Here is a 17,505-nt window from a genome sequence, read left to right as displayed (position 1 = left end):
TTGACCAGCGGTGATAAACGACATGTCAAAGCGCCCCGACGCGGCCGATCACGACCTTAAACGGCTCTTACGCGTGACTTGGCACTCTTGAGTCATCGGGACTTGAGGGAGATGGACGAATGGACGCGAACGAGCCTCGCGAGCAGAGCACCGGCGGGTGGAGCCAGTTCGGGGCCACCCCGCCGTCCGCCGGGGGCTTTCCCCGGCGCGACACGATCAGGATGGAGCAGCCGCCGCCCCCGCCGCCCGCGCCGCCGAAGAAGCCGGGTTTCTCCGCCGGCAGGAAGGCGATCGCCGGGCTGGCACTGGCCGCGGTGGCCGTCGGCGGCGGCGTCGTGGGCGCCGCCGTGGCCACCTCGTTCCAGCCCGAGCCGGTCGCCAGCACCGGAACGCCGAGCCCCGTCTTCAAGCCCGCCGCCGACCAGCTGACCGTCGCCGACGTCGCGGCGAAGGTGCAGCCGACCGTGGTGATGATCAAGGGCCAGACCCGTGAGGGCTCGGGAGTCGTGCTGTCGGAGGACGGCCTCATCCTCACCAACAACCACGTGGTGGAGCCCGGCGGCGGGCAGATGACCGTCAAGTTCAGCGACGGAAAGACGGCCAAGGCCACCGCCGTCGGCACCGATCCCGCCACCGACCTCGCGGTCATCCGCGCGGAAGGGGTCTCGGGGCTGCCCAAGGCCACGCTCGGCGACAGCGACAAGCTCAAGGTGGGCGACGCCGTGCTCGCCATCGGCAGCCCTCTCGGCCTGGCCGGGTCGGTCACGGCGGGCATCGTCAGCGCGCTGGACCGTACGCTGACCACTGGCGACGAGCCGCGCCAGCAGCTCCCGCCGAGCTGGCCCCAGCAGCAGGAGAGCAGCGGCACCACGATCGGCGGGGCGATCCAGACCGACGCCTCGATCAACCCGGGCAACTCCGGCGGCGCGCTGGTGAACGCCGCGGGCGAGCTGGTCGGCATCAACACCGCGATCGCCTCCGAGGCGGCCGGCGGCGGCGTCGGCTTCGCCATCCCGGTCAACACCGCCAAGCAGGTGTCCGAGCAGCTCATCACCAGTGGCAAGGTCACCCACGCCTTCCTCGGCGTGAGCGTCACCGACGCCACCGGCGACGTGCCGGGCGCCCTGGTCCGGCAGGTCACGGCGGGCAGCCCGGCGGAGAAGGCCGGTCTGCAGGAGGGCGACCTCATCACCAAGATCGCCGGCAAGGCGGTTGACGGCGGAGATACTGTGGTGGGACAGGTCAGAGGTTTCAAACCCGGCCAAGAGGTCAAGATCACATATATGAGGGACGGCAAGGCCGACGAGGTCACCGTCACCCTCGAAGAGAAAAAATAACAAGGACCCCCTCATGGACGGGTGTGCCGTTGAGATCGCTGCGGACTCGGCGGCACACCCCCCATGATCAGGAGAATCGGCGGCCCTCGTCGCGGCGGTAGGCCCATCCGGCGGCCACCGCCGCGGCCACGGTCCACACGGCCAGCATGACCACCGAGACCAGGTCAGGGCTGGTGCCCGCCGTCACCGCCCACAGCAGCTCGGCCGCGCCCCTCATCGGCGTGTACGGCGAGACGACCCCGATGAAGTCGGGCAGGTAGGCCGGTGGCACCAGCAGCCCGCCGAGGATCGCGAGCGGGAAGAACAGCAGCTGCGACACCGCGATCACGGCCTTCGACGGCAGCACGTAGCCGAGGAACAATCCCATCAGCATGAACGGGATCCCGCAGGCGACCAGCACGCCCAGCCCGGCCAGCAGCCTGAGCGGCGTGATCGTCGCCTCCGTCAGGAACGCCGCCACCAGCAGCACGGGCACCACCGAGGCGAGCATGACGGCCAGCGTCGACAACATCCGCCCGGCGAAGCGCGGGAACGGGCCCGCGGGAAGCGTGCGCAGGTAGGCGTTCCACGGTTGCTCGCGGTCCGTGGCGACGGCGATGCTCAGCCCGATCAGCGCGCCGGACGTCGCGCCGAAGAACATCATCGACGCCGATGCCATCGTGGCCGCCTGGGCGTGGTCGCCCGCCATCGGCACCACGAACGCCACCATGGAGATGGCCGGGAACAGCGCGCTGGCCAGGAGCCCGATGGGCACCCTGATCTGCTCGGTCATGAGATAGCGGGTGTGCGCGGCGACCATGCTAGACATGCGCGGCCTCCTTCGAGGTGATGGCGAGGAACGCCTCTTCGAGCGTGGTGGGCTTGATCTCGAGACCGGTGAACGGCGTGCCGCCCGTCACGAGCTCGACGACCAGCCGGTCGGGGTCGGTGGTCACCAGGCTGACCCGGCCGTCGCCGTCGCGTTCGGCGCCGAGCACACCCGGCAGCCGCGCCACGTCGGGCAGGTCGGCGGTGAAGGAGACGCGCCGCACCCCCACGATGTCGCGTACGGACTCCATCGTGTCGTCGGCCAGCACGCGCCCGTGGCCCACCACGACGACCCGCCTGGCCAGAGCCTCGATCTCCTCGATGTAATGGCTGGTGACGAGCACGGTGCCGCCCTCGTCGTGGAAGGAGGCGATGCCGTCCCACAGGGAGCGCCTGGCCTCGACGTCGAGCCCGGTCGTCGGCTCGTCGAGGAAGACCAGCTCGGGGTTGCCGGTGAAGGCCAGCGCCACGGCCAGGCGCCGCTTCTGGCCGCCGGACAGGCCGCCGACCTGCCGCTTGACCAGGTCGCTCAGGCCGAAGCGGGACAGCAGCTCGTCCTTGTCGCAGGGCTCGGGGAAGTGCGCCGAGACGAAGTCGACGATCTCCCCGACGCGTGACGTCTCGGGCAGCCCCGTCTCCTGCGGGGTCACGCCGATGCGGCGCCGCACGGCCGGGTCCTGCGGCGAGCCGCCGAACAGCGTGATCGTGCCGGAGGACGGGCGGCGCAGCCCCACGAACAGGTTGATGAGGGTGGACTTGCCGGCGCCGTTGGGGCCGAGCAGCCCGACCAGCTCGCCCGCGCGGATGTCGAGCGAGACCCGGTCGAGCGCGAGCATGTCTCCGTAGCGGCGGGTGACCTCGGCCGCCTGGGCGAGGATGGTCATGTAACGCCTCCAGCGTTGTCGAGCAGGGCGCGAATCGCCTTGGTGTACTCCTCGAAGGCCAGCCGCCCGCGTCTGGTCAGCGCCACGAACGTGACGGGCGTGCGGCCCTTGTGCGTCTTGGTGATCCGCACGTATCCGGCCTCCTCCAGCTTCGTCAGGTGCACCGACAGGTTGCCGGCGGTCATGCCGAGCAGCTCCTTCATGGAGCCGAAGGCCATCTCGTCGCCGTCGGCGAGCACGTTGAGCGCGGCGACCACCCGCAGCCTGGCCTGCGCGTGGATCACCGGGTCGAGATCGGGCAGTGCCTTGTCTCCGCTCACCTCTCGCGCCGCCGCAGCCAGACGCCCGCCACGATGAATCCGCCCCCGAGCAGCACGGCCGTCAGCAGGGCGTGCCAGCCCGCGCCGAGCAGCACGCCCAGCGCGTTGACGGCGGCGACCCAGGCCCCGACGAAGAACATCGGCCAGTTGAGCCAGATCGCGCCGCCGGCCATGTGCAGCACCGCCACCACCAGCAGCGACGTGCCCGCCCAGAGCAGGCCGGTCTCGTCGGGCGGCAGCAGAGGGCCAAGCCTGGAACAGATGACGACCATGAGCAGCATGCCCGCCATCCACGCGTAGCCGAACATCGCCCCGCGGGCCGAGCTCTCGCCCCGGACGAGGCTGTTCATCCGCACGATGCCGAACGCCGCGATCGCGCCCGCCACCATCTGCGCGGCCATCAGCACCGCCAGCGCCTGCATCTGGGAGATCGGCGCGTACGCCCGCTCGTCGAGCCCGTAGTGCAGGAAGAACGCGGTGAAGCCGATCAGCCAGGCCACGCCCCAGGGCATGTAGAGCAGCAGCGGGTCGCCGGAGAGCCATTTCGTGGTGGCGGTGCGCTGCTCCTCGATGACGCGGAGCATCTCCTCGGGGCTCGGCGGCCGGTCATCGTCTACCAATGCAAACTCCTCGATGTCGCAAACTGGTTTGTAGCTTAAACCAGATTGCCATGCCAACTCCACCCCGGGGAGCGGGCGTTCGGAGCGGTGCCGGCCTAACGCCTGGTCAGGACCTCGGACTCCCACAGATCCCGGTAGTAGCCGGGTACGGAGACGAGCTCGTCATGGCGGCCTCGCTGGATGACGCGGCCCTCGTCGAGCACGACCACCTCGTCGACCGCCTCCAGGCCCTTGAGCCGATGCGTCACGAGCAGCGTGGTGCGGTCCCTGGTCACGTCGAGCAGGTCGGCCATGAGCCGGTCGGCCGTCTCCTCGTCGAGCGCCTCAGCGGGCTCGTCGAGCAGCAGCACGGGAGGGTCGTACAACAACGCCCTGGCCAGGGCCAGCCGCTGCAGCTGCCCGCCGGACACGGTGGTGCCGTCCTCGCCCAGCTCCGTGTCCCAGCCGGTGCGCTCGACCCACGCCTCGAGCCTGGCATCCCGTACGGCGCGCCGCAGGTCCTCGTCGTCCGCCTCGGGGCCCGCGAGACGCAGGTTGTCGCGCAGGCCTGCACGGAAGATGTAGGGGTCCTGGGTGAGCCCCGTCATCAGCGTCCGTACGTCGTCACCGGCGAATTCGCGCAGGTCGGTGCCGTTCACCGTGATCGTGCCCGACTCCGGCTCCGCCAGGCGCATCAGGGCGGCCAGCAACGTGCTCTTCCCCGCCCCGCTCGGCCCGACGACCGCGACCCGCTTGCCGGGCGTGAGCCGCAACGACACCCCGTCCAGCGCCGGCCGGCCGCCGGCGCCGCCCGCCGTGCCCCGGGAACCGGGCGGCCGGGGGGTGTGTTCACCGGCTGCCGGAGCGGCGCCGGGGGACGACGGGACGCCGGACGGGGACGCCTCCCTGGCGGCGTGGCGCACCACCAGATCGTCGATCTCGACGGTCAGGGGTCCGCCGGGCACCGGCGCGGGTGCGGCGGGCTCGCCGACCGCCGGTTCGGCGGAGCGGACCTCGCGCAGCCGCCGCAGCGCGGCCGTGATGCCCGCCATGCGCTCGCCCGCGGCCGCCAGGGGCAGCACCGGCTCGAAGGCCACCAGGGACGTCAGCGCCAGCACCGCCGTCCCGACGGAGCCGGCGCCCGCCCCCTGGGCGAGCAGGACGACGGCCGCCACCGTCAGCCCCTGCACCAGGGTGCCCCCGGCCAGGGCGGCGGCATGGACGCGGGCCTGGCGGCGTTCGAGTGCGGCCAGGGACTCGTCCGCGGCCAGGGCCCTGGCCAGCGCCGCGTCGTCGGCGCCGTAGGCGGCCAGGTCTGCGGCGCCGTGGACGAGGTCCGCCACCCGCCCCGCCAGCGCCGCCCTCGCCGGGGCGATCTTGGCCGACCAGCGGCGCGCGGCGGCGGCCGTGCCCGCGGGCAGGACCACGCCGGCCAGCACCAGGCCGGCCACCAGCACCAGCGCGGCCACCGGCAGGATGGTCAGCCCGATGACGACGGCGGCCAGCCCGGCCATCGCGGCCGCGGCGGCGGGCAGCAGGCAGCGGACCAGCAGGTCCTGCACGGCCTCGGTGTCGTCGACCATGCGGCTGAGCAGGTCGGCGCCGCCGTGCCGGGTGCGCTGCGGCGGGATCAGGGCCCGGTAGAGCCGCTCACGGGTGCCCGCCTGGGCGCGGAGCGCGACGTCGTGACCTGTGAGCCGTTCGGCGTAGCGGAAGACGCCCTTTCCGGTGGCGAACGCCCTGGTCGCCACGATCGCCACGCTCAACGCGGCCAGCGGCGGCTGCTCGGCCGCCCTGGTGATCAGCCACGCGGCGGCGGCGATCAGCCCGAGCCCCGCCAGGTCGGCTGCCGACCCGGCCAGTACGGCCCAGGCGAGCCGCGTCCCCATGCGCCGGTTCATCGCCCGCCCTCCTCGCGCCGCACATCCGCCACCCGCCGCCCACCCCGAGCCGCTCCGTCCGCCTCGCGTCCTGAGGGGACGCCGGTCGCGTCCGCGATCCCGCCCCTTGGGGGGACGCCGGTCGCGTCCGCTGAGGGGACGTCGGCCAGGTCCGCCGCCCCGCCTCTTGAGGGCATGCGGGCCGCGTCCGCCGTCGCGGCGGGGCGGGTGGTGTCGGAGACGACGCGGCCCTCGTGGACGCGCACGACACGGTCGGCGAGGTCGATCATCGCGGGGCGGTGCGCCACGATGACGGCCGTACGGTCCCGGGCCAGGTCCGCGGTCGCCGCCACCACGGCGGCCTCGCTCCGCCCGTCCAGGCGGGCCGTGGGCTCGTCGAGCAGCAGCACGGAGGCGTCAGGACGGCAGAAGGCCCGCGCCAGCGCGATCCGCTGCCGCTGGCCCGCCGAGAAGTCGGCCCCGCGCTCGCCGACCACGGTGTCGAACCCCCTCGGCAGGTCGGCCACGAAGCCGGCGTGCGCGGCCGCGGCGGCCCTGCGCACTTCATCGAGGGAGGCCGACGGCGCGCCGAGCCGGATGTTGCCGGCCACGGTGGTGGCGAACAGGTGCGGCCGCTGCGCCACGAACGCCAGCCGCGCCCGCCAGCTCGCCAGGTCGAGCTCGCGCAGGTCCGTGCCGTCGATGAGCACCCGTCCCTCGGACGGATGGACGAAGCCGAGGATGAGGTGGAGCAGCGTGCTCTTGCCCCCGCCGCTCTCGCCGACGAGGGCGACCCGCTCGCACGGGCCGATGGTGAGGGAGACGTCGTCGAGCGCGGCGCCGTCCCGGCCCGGGTAGCGGACGGTCACGTTCTCCAGCCGGATCTCCGGCGCGCCGGCCGCCGACGGAGCCCCGGACCCGGGCGTGCCCGTCTCCGGGGACGTTGCCGGGCGGCGTACGGGGTCGCCGGCGGCGGAACGGTCGAGCACGGCGAAGGCCGCGTCGGCGGCGGCCACCCCTTCCATGGACGCGTGGAACCGCGTCCCCATCGCCCGCAGCGGCAGGTACGCCTCCGGCGCCAGCAGCAGGACCAGCAGCGCCGTCGTCAGGTCCAGCGACCCGCCCAGCAGCCGCAGCCCGATGGGCACCGCGACAAGCGCCAGCGACAGCGACGCGCACAGCTCCAGGACCAGCGACGACAGGAACGCCACCCGCAACGTCCGCATGGTGGCGCTCCGGTGGGCGTCGGCGACCTGCCGGATGACGCCCGCCTGGTAGCGGGCCCGGCCGAACGCCCGCAGGGTGGGCAGCCCGCGCACCACGTCGAGGAAGTGGCCGCCGAGCCGCGACAACGCGAGGTACTGGCGCTCGGTGACCGCCTTGGTCGTCATGCCCACCAGCGCCCCGAAGACGGGGATCAGCGGCAGCGTGACCAGCACGATGACCGCGCTGGCGAGGTCGGCGGCGAACAACCGGACGAGCACGGCCACGGGCACGACCCCGGCGACCGCGACGGCGGGCAGGTAGCCGGTCAGGTAGGCGTCGAGCCCGTCGAGGCCGCGCCCGGCGAGCGTGACCAGCTCGCCGGAGCGGTGCGCGGCGAGCCTGCCCGGTCCCAGCTCGCGCAGGCGTGCGAGCAGCCGGTGGCGCAGCGCCGACTTCACGCCGGTCGCGGTGCGCCCGGCGAAGACACCCTGCGACCAGGCCAGGAGCGCGCGTACGCACACCACCCCCGCGAGGACGGCCAGCGCGGCGGCCGTGAACCTGCCGGACAGCACCCCGGCGAGCAGTTCGGCCTGCACCAGCACGAGCAGCCCCGCCAGCACCGCCGCGGCCATGGTGACGGCGAGATGGCGGCGGACCGAGCGCTCGGCCCGCATGAGCCGCAGGAGATCCTTGTGCACGTGCCCTCAGAAGAACGACGGGAACCGGAAGGCGTCCTTACCTGGACGGAAAGTCCGCCATACCCATACTTGCGCGCCGAGCATGATGGGTGCGAACGGCAGCACCATGAGACTGAGCACATTCAGCGTGGCGGGGGGCGCGCTGTGCCCCAGCAGGTACGGCATCGCGCCCGCCAGCACCCCCAGCGCGGGGATCGCGGCGACCAGTCCCGTTCCCAACAGCGCCCGCCCCGACCGCGTGCCGCCGAAGTCGCCCGGCGTGCGCCAGGCGAGGAACGTCCAACCGTGCAGGGCGAACAGCAGCGTCATCACCACGCCCAGCAGCACCCCGAGGGGGTGGATGGGCGGTGACGCGAACCCGGTGGCCGCCGCGTACAGGGCCATTCCCCAGCCGAACGAGAGCCCCAAGGACCCGAACGCGATCGCCGCGTCCCAGAAGCCCCGCCACGCGGAGCCGTCGAGCCTGCGCCGGAACCACAGCCCGGCGTCGCGCACGACCCAGCTCAGCAGCATGGCCACGACCAGCGGGTACAGCCCGAACAGCACCTCGCCCTCCAGGAGCGGGTAGACCCCGAACAGGGTTCCGGCGACGGCGACCAGCCACACCTCGTTGGCCAGCACGTACGGGGCCACGGCGGCCACCATGCGGTCGCGGGTCTCCCGCGTCCTGCCGAGGACCGGCAGCAGAAGCCCCACGCCCAGGTCGAAGCCTTCGAGGGCGAAATAGCCGGCCAGCAGCACCGTGAAGAAGACGAACCAGATCACTTCCATGGGTCACGCACTCCTCAGTAGCTCAGCGCGGGGGATCGCGGCTCGTCCGCCGCGGCGGCGCCCAGGGCGGGTTCGCGCGGTCCCCGCCTGACGATCCGGGCGATGAGGACGTAGTCGACGACGGCCAGCAGCCCCAGCACGGCGGTGAAGGCGACGAGCGAGGCCGTGACCATGCCCGTGGTCAGCCCGGGCGACATGGCGTCGGCCACGGTGAGCCGTTCCCAGATCATCCACGGCTGACGCCCGACCTCCCTGGCCGCCCAGCCCAGGATCGACACGATGAAGGGCAGCGGCGTCATCAGCATCAGGATCGGGTGGGTCCAGCGCCACTTGTGCAGCACGCCGGCCATCGGCAACATCCCGAGCAGCACGACCAGCGCGAGCAGATGCCCGGCCTCCATCATGAGAGCGAGCGGCAGCGCGGCGCCCACGTTGCCGTCGAACTTGCCCTCGGCGACCCCGCCGAACTGCGCGTAGCCGAAGCCCAGCGTCACGAGGATCCCGATGGCCGCGGTGTACACGCCCATGCGCATCGACCGGGTGAAGAACTCCAGCTCCTTGGTACGGCGCCGCAGCTGGTACGCGCTCGCGCCCACCAGCACCATGCCCCCGGTGAACAGCCCGGCCCCGAGCACGTGCGGGAAGGCGAAGATCAGCGCCTTGTTGGTGAGCAGGGCGCCGAAGTCGGTCAGCATCATCCGGCCGCCGCTCACCACGGAGCCCGCCGGGTTCTGCAGGAAGGAGTTGGCCACCATGATGAAGAAGGCGCTCGCGTACGCCGTCAGCGTGACGAGCCAGATGCACGCCACGTGCGCCCACGTGGGCAGCCGGCCCCACCCGAAGATCCACAGCCCCAGGAACGTGGATTCGAGGAAGAACGCCACGAGGGTCTCCATGGCCAGCGGCGCGCCGAACACGTCGCCCGCGTAGTGGGCCAGCCCGCTCCACGCGAGCCCGAACTGGAACTCCATCACCAGCCCGGTCACGATGCCCAGCGCGTAGTTGACGACGTAGATCTGCCCCCAGAAGCGCGTCATTCCCTCGTGCACCGGCCTGCCCGAGATCGCCCATCGCGTGTGCATGATCGCCACCAGTGGCGCCAGTCCCAGCGTGAGCACGACGAACAGGAAGTGCAGGCTGCCCGTCACCGCGAACTGCGTGCGGGCCAGGTCGAGTACATCCATCACGACTCCGTTGTTGTGCCTGTCTACTCTAGACAGCCTACATATAGACAGCCTACATGTAGGCTGTCTATATGGGAGACGGATGTCTAGGATCGGAACCATGAACCCGGACGCGCTACGCGGACACATGGACGCGCTGCTGCTCTCCGTGCTGGAGCGGGAGCCGCTGCACGGCTACGCCATCATCGAGGCGCTGCAGGAACGCAGCGGAGGCGCGCTCAACGTGCCGACCGGCACCGTCTATCCCGCGCTGCGCAGGCTGGAGCGCATCGGCTACCTCGCCAGCGAGTGGGCGACCGTCGGCGGCCGCAGGCGCCGCACCTACCGGCTCACCGGCGCGGGCAAGAAGCAGCTCGAGGGCGAGCGCTCGGCCTGGCGGGAGTTCACGCAGGTGATCGGCGGCGTCCTGCGCGCCAACGCCGTCGCGCCAGGGTGAGAGGCGGTGCGCGTCAGGCGGCGGGCGGCCGCGAGGCGCGGGTGATGCGCATGCACCTGGCGGCACAATAGATCTGCATCCCCCAAACGGCCCAGGTCACCAGGTTGGCGAGCATGGCGGGCAGGGCGTCCAGGCTGTTGGGGTCTTTCGTGCCGTAGGAGAGCACCAGCCCCAGGCCACCGGAGATCGGCAGCGACGCCCACACGATCCACCCCAGCGACCTCGTCACGAGCCGGGGCCGCTGGATCCACCGGGCGCCCCGGCTCAGCGCGAACAGCGCGATCCCGCCGTACGCGCCGGTGGCCAGCTGGACGCCGTCGAGCAGCTGCGAGAGCGTGTGGTACCACTCCGGCTGGTAGGTCCAGGTGTCGTCGCTGGGCGGGTAGAGGCGCCACAGCAGAGACCACATGAGCACCGTGATCGGGAGGCCGGCGAACAGCAGGACGCCGAGCCGCCGGCCGGCGGATGCGGTCAGCTCGGCCTGGTAGCCGGGAGCGATCCTGGCGACCTCCCCGAACTCGGCCACCGCGGCCCGCTCCGCCTCGGCCCGGTCCAGGCCCTCCGACTCCAGCGCGTCGGCGGTGTCGGTCAGGCTGTCGCGTGCTTCGACGACCAGGTCACGCTTCAGGCCGTGCGGGCCGGCCAGGGCGCGGTCGAGATCGGCCACGTAGTCGTCGATACGCATGAGGTCAAGTCTAGGGAGTGAGAACCCGGGGGCCCATCCGGGATTTCCCCGATGTTTCCCAGGGCGGGCTTGATATGTAGGAAAAATCCTACGTATAGTGTCCGACATGCTGATCTCTTCCGCACAGACATGACGCCCGACCACGTGTTCACCGCGCTGGCCAGCCCGGCCAGGCGCGAGCTGCTCCGCCTGCTGCGCGACGAGGGCGCGCAGCCCGCGGGCCGGCTGGCCGAACGGTTCGACATGAGCAGGCCCAGCGTGTCGGAGCACCTGCGGGTGCTCAGGGACGCGGGGCTGGTGTCGGAGACGCGCAAGGGGCGCGAACGGCACTACCGGCTGGAGGCGGCGCCGCTCATGGAGATCCGCGACTGGCTCAGCCCGTACGAACGGTTCTGGCGGGAGAGGCTCGCCACCCTCACGACCGTGCTCGACGAGATGGAGGACGACGATGCCCCACGACACGACGGCTGACGACCTGCGCGCGATCAGGGTCGACCAGTTCATCGCGCACCCGCCCGCGAAGGTGTGGCGCGCGCTGACCGAGCCCGAGCTGGTCGCCCGCTGGCTGATGCCCAACGATTTCAAGCCGGAGGTCGGGCACCGGTTCACGTTCACCACGGAGCCCAAGAAGCAGGTGGGCTTCGACGGCGTCGTCCACTGCGAGGTGCTGGAGATCCGGCAGGAGCGGCTGCTGAAGATCAGCTGGAGCGACGGCAAGCTCGCCGACTGGACGGTCACCTGGCGGCTCGTGCCCGAGGGCAGGGGCACGCGGCTGTTCCTCGACCACGAGGGCTTCGACCCGGACGACGAGCTGCAGCAGCTGTCGCGCCGGATCATGGGCGGCGGCTGGCGCAACGCCGTCTTCCGGGCCATCACCGCCGTCGTGGACGGGCTCTGAGGGGCCCACGGCCTACGACCACCAGCGGTGGCCGGCCAGGCGGCGCATCTCCACGGCGGCGGAGGCGAAGTCGGCGGAGGTGGCGTGGTCGCCCTCGGACAGCCCGGCGTAGAGGGCGGCCAGGTGGGCCGGCGTCGCGGCGGGATCTCCCTGGTCCGCGCGCATGGTACGCTCGTCGGCCAGCGCGCGGCGGCGGGAGAACCAGCGCACCATCGGCCGGCGCAGGCTCACCCGTACGCCGCGCGGGGTGAGCGCGAACACGCAGTCCTTGACCCGCACCCCCGAGGGATGGGCCAGCCCGGCGAACCGGCACGCCGACAGGTCCAGCCCCGACAGCGCCAGGTCGTCGGCGTCCACCCGGCGCAGCGAGGTCAGCGTGGAGCTGCCCGTGCCCGTCACGACGGCGGGGCCGCGCAGCACCGCGCCCTCCAGGTCGGCCTGCGAGTCGGTCAGCCGCAGCGTCGTCGGACCCGACACCGACACTCCGCGCAGGTCCACGCCGCAGCGGGCGACGACCACGTCGAGCAGGCCGTCCGCGCGGGCCCTGGCCGCCGAGAGCCGGCCGGTGGCCGACAGGTACGCGTCCGCCGCGAAGTGGGCGGCGTCGAACCCGGCGTTCCCCATGACCTTGCGGAACGAGAGCGTGCGGCCGAAGCGCGTCCCCCTGAAGGCGGCCCCGCCGCCGAGCCGGGCGCCGTCGAAGGCGGCGTACCCGTCGAACCTGGCCCGCTCGCACGACAGCCCGTGGCCGAACACGGCCTGGCTGAACAGCGCGTCGCGGGACATCAGCGACCGGTCGAGCGAGACGTGCCCGCGCACGGTGACGCCGTGGAAGGAGAGCTCGCGGGCGAACCTGGCGCCGGCCAGCGACACGTTGCCCTCGAACCGGGCGCCGAAGAACGAGGCCAGCCGGTCGAACCTGGCCTCGTCGAGCGACACGTCGCCCGCGAACGTCACGCCCGGCAGCCGGACGTCGCCGGTGAACCGGGCGCGGTCGAAGCGCGCCCGGCCCGGTCTGCCGCCGGCGGCCTCCATGACCTGGGCCAGCAGTTCGCCGGTGACGGTCGTGCCGCGCAGGTCGAGCAGGCGGCCGGGGCGCAGCTCGCCCAGTGCTTCGGACAGGCGGTCAGGGGAGAGGTGGGCGAGGCAGTGGCCGGCCGGAGGGACGGCGACCCCGGTGCAGCTGACGGAATGCGCGCAGGTGACCCAGTCCATGGGGTCGTCATACCCGCGACGGCGCATGTCAAGGTTCGATGATTTAACGTTCTATCCACTTTTATGTGGAAAAATGCGGGCCAATTAACCTCTATTGTGCCGGACATGCGCGCTTTATCCCGAGCATCCCTGACCGCCCTGATCGTGGCGGCCATGCCCGCGGCCCTCCTCGCGGCGCCGGCCACACCGGCCCTCGCCACACCGGCCCTCGCCGCGCCGGCCGCTCCCTGCGACACCCCCGCCATGCACCGGATCTCCCAGGTCCAGGGCGACGGCGACGCCACCCCGCTGGCCGGCCGGACCGTGCGGGTCGAGGGCGTCGTCACCGGCGACTTCCAGCGGACCGACCAGCTCGGCGGCTTCTTCCTGCAGGATCCCCGGCCGGACGCCGACCCGCGGACCTCCGAAGGGCTCTTCGCGTACGCGGGGGAGCCGGTCAGGGACGTCAAGCCCGGCGACCGGGTGCTGGTCACCGGACGGGCCACCGAGTTCAACGGGTGGACGGAGCTGTCGCCGGTCACCGCCGTGGACGTGTGCGGCACGGGACGCGTGGCGGCGCGGCCGTACCGGCTGCCCTCCGGTGAGCTGGAGGCCGTCGAGAACACCCTGCTGACGTTCCCGCAGCCGCTGACCGTCAGCGAGCACTACAACCTGGGCCGCTACGGCGAGGTCACGCTCTCCACCCAGGGCAGGCTCTACCAGCCGACCGACCGGCCGGGCGTGGACCCGGCGCGGAACGCCCGCCGCTCGCTGCTCGTCGACGACGGCTCCACCAGGGAGAACCCTGCCACGCTGCCGCCCGTCGTGCGCGCCGGCGACGTGGCCTCCGGGCTCACGGGCGTGCTCGGGTACGGGTTCGGCGCGTACCGGCTGCAGCCCACGAAGCCGATCGCGTACAGGCCCGCCAATCCGCGCCCGCGCAGGCCGTCCCCGGTGGCCGGGAACGTGAAGGTGGCCTCGTTCAACACCCTCAACTGGTTCACCACGCTCGGCTCGCGCGGGGCGGGCGACGCCGAGGAGCAGCGGCGCCAGCTGGCCAAACTGGTCGCCGCGCTCAAGGGCCTGGACGCCGACGCGGTGGCTCTCATGGAGGTCGAGAACAACGGCCAGACCGCGCTCCAGGCGCTCGTGGACGCCGTCAACGCCGAGGTCGGAGCGGGCACGTACGCCGCGCTCGCCCACCCCCACCCGGGCACCGACGCCATCCAGGTGGGCCTGATCTACAAGCCCGCCAGGCTGACCCCGGTGGGGGAGCCCCGGGCGTCGCGGGACGCGGTGTTCAGCCGGCCGCCGCTGATCCAGACGTTCCGCGGGAAGAGCGGCGGGCGGCCGTTCACGATGGTGGTCAACCACCTCAAGTCAAAGGGCAGCTGCCCCTCCAGCGGTCCCGACGCCGACCAGGGCGACGGCCAGAGTTGCTGGAACGCCACCCGCGTCGCCCAGGCCCGGGCGCTGCTCGGCGTCGTCGCGGACCTGCCAGGCCCGATCGTGCTCGGCGACCTCAACGCCTACGGCGAGGAGGACCCGATCAGGACCCTCGAGAAGGGCGGCCTGACCAGCGTGACCAAGAAGTTCGTGCCCGCGCGGCAGCGCTACAGCTACGTGTTCGACGGGCTCGCGGGCGAGCTCGACCACGTGCTCGTCGGCGGGGAGCTGCGCAGGAGGGTGACGGGCGCGACGATCTGGCACATCAACGCCGACGAGCCCCGCATCCGCGACTACAACACCGAGTTCAACCCGCCCGATCTCTACCGGCCGGACGCCTACCGTTCCTCCGACCACGACCCCCTGGTCGTCGGGCTGACCTTGCCCGGCGGCGGACGGTAAAACAGCAGAAGGGGGACAGTAGATGATATTTGGCAAACTGCCCCCCTTTTCTAGCTGTGTGAGGAGTCGTAATCTCAACGCAAGGGGATCTTACTGACGTCAAGAGGGTTTGATGGGCGGCCACGCGTTCAATCGCCTCACGAGTTCACCGGCCACCGGCGCCTACCCTGTGAGCGCGGAGGCTCTGTCGCCCGAGAGGGCCCACGCCGTGCTGCGGATGGCTCTCGGAAATCTCGCCGGTGACGCGGAGCAGCGGAAAACGGTGGCGGCGCGTTCGTACGCGCATCCGAATGGATTCGACCGGATCTCGTTGCACCGCGAGCCCCAAGGGCTGGAAGTCCGGGTGCATCTCTGGTGGACCGGCGTTGTTTCGGACGAGACCATTCATAATCACGCATGGGATTTCAGCTCGCTCGTGCTGTCCGGATCGTTGCGCTTCCAGTTGCTGCACCGGGCGCGGGAAGGCGAGACCTACGACTGTTACGAGTCCACGATGCCGCCCGGCGGCGTGCTGGGCGACTACGGTTTCGCGCGGACCGGCCGCGTCTCGCTCGGCGTGTCACTCGACGCGGAGGTCACGGCGGGGTCGTTCTACCGGATGCACCGTGACACCTATCATCGTGTGCTGGCCGCGCCCGGGCGGGATCCGATGACCGCCACCATGGTGGTCAGGGGCCCGGTGCGGCGGAGCTTCTCGCACGTGCTGGTGCCCTCGGGGACGCGGATGCCGCCGTCGCGGTCGATGCGGCACCTCGCGGAGGGCGAGATCATGGACAAGCTCGGCTCACTGCTCGACGTGCTCACCGGAGCGTGAGCGTCAGTCCGCGTCGTCGAAGACCCGCTCCTGCGCGGGCCCCCACGGCGGCGTCGAAGTCAGCAACATCTTCAGCGCGTCGCCCTCGTAGGTGAACTTCGTGCCTCTCGGAATGGTGACGAGATTGCCCTGCTTGCAGTTTTCCTGCCGGTTTTCGATGTGGAACGTCCCGTGGCCCTCGAGGACGTAGTAGACGAAGTCGCACTCCAGTTGGCACAACCACGCGGGAAGGCGGCCGTCGATCTCGATGATGAGGTGGTTGCTGCTCGTCACCGCGCTGCCCGACTCGAAGAGTTTGCCCCGATGCCCGAGTTTCTGGAAGCTCCATTCGTGCGGCTCGAAGAACACGTGGGTGCTCATCCTCACCTTCCCGGTCCGTGGAGGGCTGTGAACCTGCCGGTGCTCCACTGGGAGCCTAGGCCGTGCTCTGGCCGCGCGTGGCCGAACGTACAAACCTAAATTCTTTCATCTTCGAACGCGGTTATCAATGAACCTCGCGTTCGCCTGCCTTTCCTTTGTGGATCCGCTTGCCGAGCCAGGCCAGAGCGAGGCAGAGGCCCGCCCACAGGACGGAGCTGATGAGGTTGGTCCAGATGCCCTCGACATCTATCTTGAATCCGGTCAGGACGGCCGACAGTACCGGCTGGATGAATTCCCATGTTTGGGCCACGGACAAAGCGCCGAAAGCCAGGTAGAGAAACGATTCGCGTGTCCATGCGGCCAGCCGGCGTGCCGCGCTCGCCCGCTCGGCGGCCCGCCGGGTTTCCACCGTTCCAACCGGCCGCATGCGGCGGATCTCCAGCCATTTCGTCAGCGCGACCATGACCTGCGTGGTGCACCAGACGAACTCCGTCGGGTCGTACTCCTCGAAGAGCCAGGCGCCGGAGGGGCGCTGGCGCTCCATCAGATAGCGCACCGCCCGCTCCGCCGCCTCATGGCAGCGCGGATCGGAGGGAAAGTCGGTGAGGGCGAGCAGGGCCCAGCCGGTGCCGAAGTGCACACACCGGCACGGCGTGCGGTCCAGGGCGGCCGTGAACCACTCGTCGTAGCTGTTCTCCCACGACCCGTCGGCCTTCTGCCGATCAAGGAGGTACGTCACGCCCTCCCTGACCCAGTCGAAGTCCTCCGGCACCCCGGCCAGCCGCACGGCGTGCAGGACCTGCGCCGTCGTGGCGGCGTTGGGGGCGGCGCCGACCGTGATGCCCCAGCCCTTGCTCTCGGGCTCCTGCATGTGCCGCAGCCGCGTGGTGATCTGCCCGCGGATGTCGTCCAGGCGGTCCTGCAGGGACAGCGCCCAGAGCGTGAGCGCCGTGGGCAGGGTGCGCGGGTTGCCGATGTCGTCCTTCGTGGTGGCCGCGGCGCCCTGCTCGTCCACGCACTGACGCAGGTAGTCCACGGCCCGCCGGACGTGCTCGTCGTTGCCGCAGTGCCAGCCCATGTCGCGCAGCGCGATGACGACCCACGCGGTGGCCTCGGCGGGGGAGTACTTCATCTCCCTGGCGGGAAAGCCGCCGTCGGGGTTCTGCCGGCCGCGTAGCCAGCCGGCCGCGCTGGTCAGCATCTCCGAGGTGGGCTCCGCCTTCATCGCCAGCATGCCGCGGATGCCGTCGAGCGTCCCGCCCCACTCCGTCGGATCCTCGTCGACGTGGTGACCCCACCCGGACGAGGCCGGCGAGGACTTGTAACACGATCGCAGCCACTGCTCCGCCCGGCGCAGGCCGCGCTGGACGTCAGGCTCCTCCTGACCCACCACTCCAGGCATGTTCCCCCAAGCGGTACACGATGGACCTCATATCCTTTTATCGCGGCAATGAGGGCTGGCGTCACAAGGATGCTCATTCGGTTGGAGTGTCCTCCTGGCGTGTCGCATCGTAGGCTTGCTCGCATCCGGACGACGACGGAGTCGTCCGGTGGACGACCCCCATACAGAAGGCGGCGTGCAAT

At 71.4% G+C, this 17,505-nt stretch carries 18 protein-coding genes; 6 read left to right on the top strand and 12 right to left on the bottom strand.

From position 1 onward, the window contains the following. Positions 1–119 precede the first annotated feature (119 nt). Complete coding sequence (locus tag ACTWPV_RS09830) at positions 120–1,337, top strand: S1C family serine protease (protein ID WP_443151489.1); 1,218 nt, start codon at positions 120–122, stop codon at positions 1,335–1,337. 67 nt (positions 1,338–1,404) lie between these two features. On the opposite strand, the gene ACTWPV_RS09825 is transcribed toward ACTWPV_RS09830, so the two are convergent. The 8 genes from ACTWPV_RS09825 to ACTWPV_RS09790 all read right to left on the bottom strand — a co-directional run bounded on the left by ACTWPV_RS09825 (position 1,405) and on the right by ACTWPV_RS09790 (position 9,686). Next, entirely contained in the window at positions 1,405–2,145 is a 741-nt protein-coding gene (locus tag ACTWPV_RS09825; protein WP_443151488.1) for an ABC transporter permease, read from the bottom strand. Next, positions 2,138–3,028 (bottom strand): ABC transporter ATP-binding protein, encoded by an 891-nt coding sequence (locus ACTWPV_RS09820; protein WP_443151487.1) that lies wholly within the window; start codon positions 3,026–3,028, stop codon positions 2,138–2,140. The genes ACTWPV_RS09825 and ACTWPV_RS09820 overlap by 8 nt, the downstream gene beginning before the upstream one ends. Next, complete coding sequence (locus ACTWPV_RS09815) at positions 3,025–3,348, bottom strand: transcriptional regulator (protein WP_347643066.1); 324 nt, start codon at positions 3,346–3,348, stop codon at positions 3,025–3,027. The genes ACTWPV_RS09820 and ACTWPV_RS09815 overlap by 4 nt, the downstream gene beginning before the upstream one ends. Beyond that, positions 3,345–3,968: a hypothetical protein gene (locus tag ACTWPV_RS09810; RefSeq protein WP_443151486.1), complete on the bottom strand. Its 624-nt coding sequence runs from the start codon at positions 3,966–3,968 to the stop codon at positions 3,345–3,347. Before ACTWPV_RS09810 ends, ACTWPV_RS09815 begins: the two co-directional genes overlap by 4 nt. 95 nt (positions 3,969–4,063) lie before the next feature. Continuing rightward, positions 4,064–5,848, bottom strand: a complete 1,785-nt coding sequence (gene cydC, locus ACTWPV_RS09805) for a thiol reductant ABC exporter subunit CydC (RefSeq protein ID WP_443151485.1) — start codon at positions 5,846–5,848, stop codon at positions 4,064–4,066. Then, a complete protein-coding gene (gene cydD / locus ACTWPV_RS09800) occupies positions 5,845–7,731 on the bottom strand; it encodes a thiol reductant ABC exporter subunit CydD (RefSeq protein ID WP_443151484.1) in 1,887 nt (628 codons plus the stop codon). Before cydD ends, cydC begins: the two co-directional genes overlap by 4 nt. 6 nt (positions 7,732–7,737) lie before the next feature. After that, complete coding sequence (locus ACTWPV_RS09795; RefSeq protein ID WP_347643070.1) at positions 7,738–8,502, bottom strand: cytochrome d ubiquinol oxidase subunit II; 765 nt, start codon at positions 8,500–8,502, stop codon at positions 7,738–7,740. A 14-nt stretch (positions 8,503–8,516) separates the two neighbouring features. Next, positions 8,517–9,686: a cytochrome ubiquinol oxidase subunit I gene (locus ACTWPV_RS09790; protein WP_443151483.1), complete on the bottom strand. Its 1,170-nt coding sequence runs from the start codon at positions 9,684–9,686 to the stop codon at positions 8,517–8,519. 100 nt (positions 9,687–9,786) lie between these two features. Between ACTWPV_RS09790 and ACTWPV_RS09785 the strand changes: the two genes are divergently transcribed. Then, positions 9,787–10,122 (top strand): helix-turn-helix transcriptional regulator, encoded by a 336-nt coding sequence (locus ACTWPV_RS09785; protein WP_347643072.1) that lies wholly within the window; start codon positions 9,787–9,789, stop codon positions 10,120–10,122. Positions 10,123–10,135: 13 nt separating this feature from the next. On the opposite strand, the gene ACTWPV_RS09780 is transcribed toward ACTWPV_RS09785, so the two are convergent. Continuing rightward, entirely contained in the window at positions 10,136–10,807 is a 672-nt protein-coding gene (locus ACTWPV_RS09780) for a permease prefix domain 1-containing protein (protein ID WP_347643073.1), read from the bottom strand. Positions 10,808–10,936: 129 nt separating this feature from the next. Here ACTWPV_RS09780 and ACTWPV_RS09775 point away from each other — a divergent pair, with 129 nt between their 5' ends. Together ACTWPV_RS09775 and ACTWPV_RS09770 are read left to right on the top strand one after the other, a co-directional pair. Beyond that, positions 10,937–11,278, top strand: a complete 342-nt coding sequence (locus ACTWPV_RS09775) for an ArsR/SmtB family transcription factor (RefSeq protein WP_347643074.1) — start codon at positions 10,937–10,939, stop codon at positions 11,276–11,278. Then, positions 11,256–11,705, top strand: a complete 450-nt coding sequence (locus ACTWPV_RS09770; RefSeq protein ID WP_443151482.1) for an SRPBCC family protein — start codon at positions 11,256–11,258, stop codon at positions 11,703–11,705. Before ACTWPV_RS09775 ends, ACTWPV_RS09770 begins: the two co-directional genes overlap by 23 nt. A gap of 12 nt (positions 11,706–11,717) precedes the next feature. Here the strand turns inward: ACTWPV_RS09770 and ACTWPV_RS09765 are convergent, their stop codons facing one another. After that, positions 11,718–12,920 (bottom strand): pentapeptide repeat-containing protein, encoded by a 1,203-nt coding sequence (locus ACTWPV_RS09765; protein ID WP_443151481.1) that lies wholly within the window; start codon positions 12,918–12,920, stop codon positions 11,718–11,720. Positions 12,921–13,025: 105 nt separating this feature from the next. On the opposite strand from ACTWPV_RS09765, the gene ACTWPV_RS09760 reads away from it, so the two are divergent. Continuing rightward, on the top strand, positions 13,026–14,747 hold the full coding sequence (locus ACTWPV_RS09760) for an ExeM/NucH family extracellular endonuclease (protein ID WP_443151480.1): 1,722 nt from the start codon (positions 13,026–13,028) through the stop codon (positions 14,745–14,747). 217 nt (positions 14,748–14,964) lie between these two features. Then, positions 14,965–15,561, top strand: coding sequence for a hypothetical protein (locus tag ACTWPV_RS09755; protein WP_443151479.1), 597 nt, complete (start codon positions 14,965–14,967; stop codon positions 15,559–15,561). A gap of 3 nt (positions 15,562–15,564) precedes the next feature. Here the strand turns inward: ACTWPV_RS09755 and ACTWPV_RS09750 are convergent, their stop codons facing one another. Together ACTWPV_RS09750 and ACTWPV_RS09745 are read right to left on the bottom strand one after the other, a co-directional pair. Beyond that, positions 15,565–15,921, bottom strand: coding sequence for an AraC family ligand binding domain-containing protein (locus ACTWPV_RS09750; protein ID WP_443151478.1), 357 nt, complete (start codon positions 15,919–15,921; stop codon positions 15,565–15,567). A 124-nt stretch (positions 15,922–16,045) separates the two neighbouring features. Further along, a complete protein-coding gene (locus tag ACTWPV_RS09745; protein ID WP_443151477.1) occupies positions 16,046–17,323 on the bottom strand; it encodes a prenyltransferase/squalene oxidase repeat-containing protein in 1,278 nt (425 codons plus the stop codon). Between the last annotated feature and the right edge of the window lie 182 nt (positions 17,324–17,505).

The organism is Nonomuraea sp. KM88 (assembly GCF_052245635.1).
GTDB lineage: Bacteria > Actinomycetota > Actinomycetes > Streptosporangiales > Streptosporangiaceae > Nonomuraea.
The sequence above is the reverse complement of the archived record's forward strand: the minus strand, read 5'-3'. Positions and strand labels throughout refer to the sequence as shown.

What these genes read in the sequence shown, in the direction of transcription:
- ACTWPV_RS09830 (WP_443151489.1), top strand. Translation starts at nt 120, where the DNA reads ATGGACGCGAACGAGCCTCGCGAGCAGAGCACCGGCGGGTGGAGCCAG.
- ACTWPV_RS09825 (WP_443151488.1), bottom strand. Translation starts at nt 2,145, where the DNA reads ATGTCTAGCATGGTCGCCGCGCACACCCGCTATCTCATGACCGAGCAG.
- ACTWPV_RS09820 (WP_443151487.1), bottom strand. Translation starts at nt 3,028, where the DNA reads ATGACCATCCTCGCCCAGGCGGCCGAGGTCACCCGCCGCTACGGAGAC.
- cydC (WP_443151485.1), bottom strand. Translation starts at nt 5,848, where the DNA reads ATGAACCGGCGCATGGGGACGCGGCTCGCCTGGGCCGTACTGGCCGGG.
- ACTWPV_RS09795 (WP_347643070.1), bottom strand. Translation starts at nt 8,502, where the DNA reads ATGGAAGTGATCTGGTTCGTCTTCTTCACGGTGCTGCTGGCCGGCTAT.
- ACTWPV_RS09790 (WP_443151483.1), bottom strand. Translation starts at nt 9,686, where the DNA reads ATGGATGTACTCGACCTGGCCCGCACGCAGTTCGCGGTGACGGGCAGC.
- ACTWPV_RS09785 (WP_347643072.1), top strand. Translation starts at nt 9,787, where the DNA reads ATGAACCCGGACGCGCTACGCGGACACATGGACGCGCTGCTGCTCTCC.
- ACTWPV_RS09780 (WP_347643073.1), bottom strand. Translation starts at nt 10,807, where the DNA reads ATGCGTATCGACGACTACGTGGCCGATCTCGACCGCGCCCTGGCCGGC.
- ACTWPV_RS09775 (WP_347643074.1), top strand. Translation starts at nt 10,937, where the DNA reads ATGACGCCCGACCACGTGTTCACCGCGCTGGCCAGCCCGGCCAGGCGC.
- ACTWPV_RS09770 (WP_443151482.1), top strand. Translation starts at nt 11,256, where the DNA reads ATGCCCCACGACACGACGGCTGACGACCTGCGCGCGATCAGGGTCGAC.
- ACTWPV_RS09765 (WP_443151481.1), bottom strand. Translation starts at nt 12,920, where the DNA reads ATGGACTGGGTCACCTGCGCGCATTCCGTCAGCTGCACCGGGGTCGCC.
- ACTWPV_RS09760 (WP_443151480.1), top strand. Translation starts at nt 13,026, where the DNA reads ATGCGCGCTTTATCCCGAGCATCCCTGACCGCCCTGATCGTGGCGGCC.
- ACTWPV_RS09755 (WP_443151479.1), top strand. Translation starts at nt 14,965, where the DNA reads ATGGCTCTCGGAAATCTCGCCGGTGACGCGGAGCAGCGGAAAACGGTG.
- ACTWPV_RS09750 (WP_443151478.1), bottom strand. Translation starts at nt 15,921, where the DNA reads ATGAGCACCCACGTGTTCTTCGAGCCGCACGAATGGAGCTTCCAGAAA.
- ACTWPV_RS09745 (WP_443151477.1), bottom strand. Translation starts at nt 17,323, where the DNA reads ATGCCTGGAGTGGTGGGTCAGGAGGAGCCTGACGTCCAGCGCGGCCTG.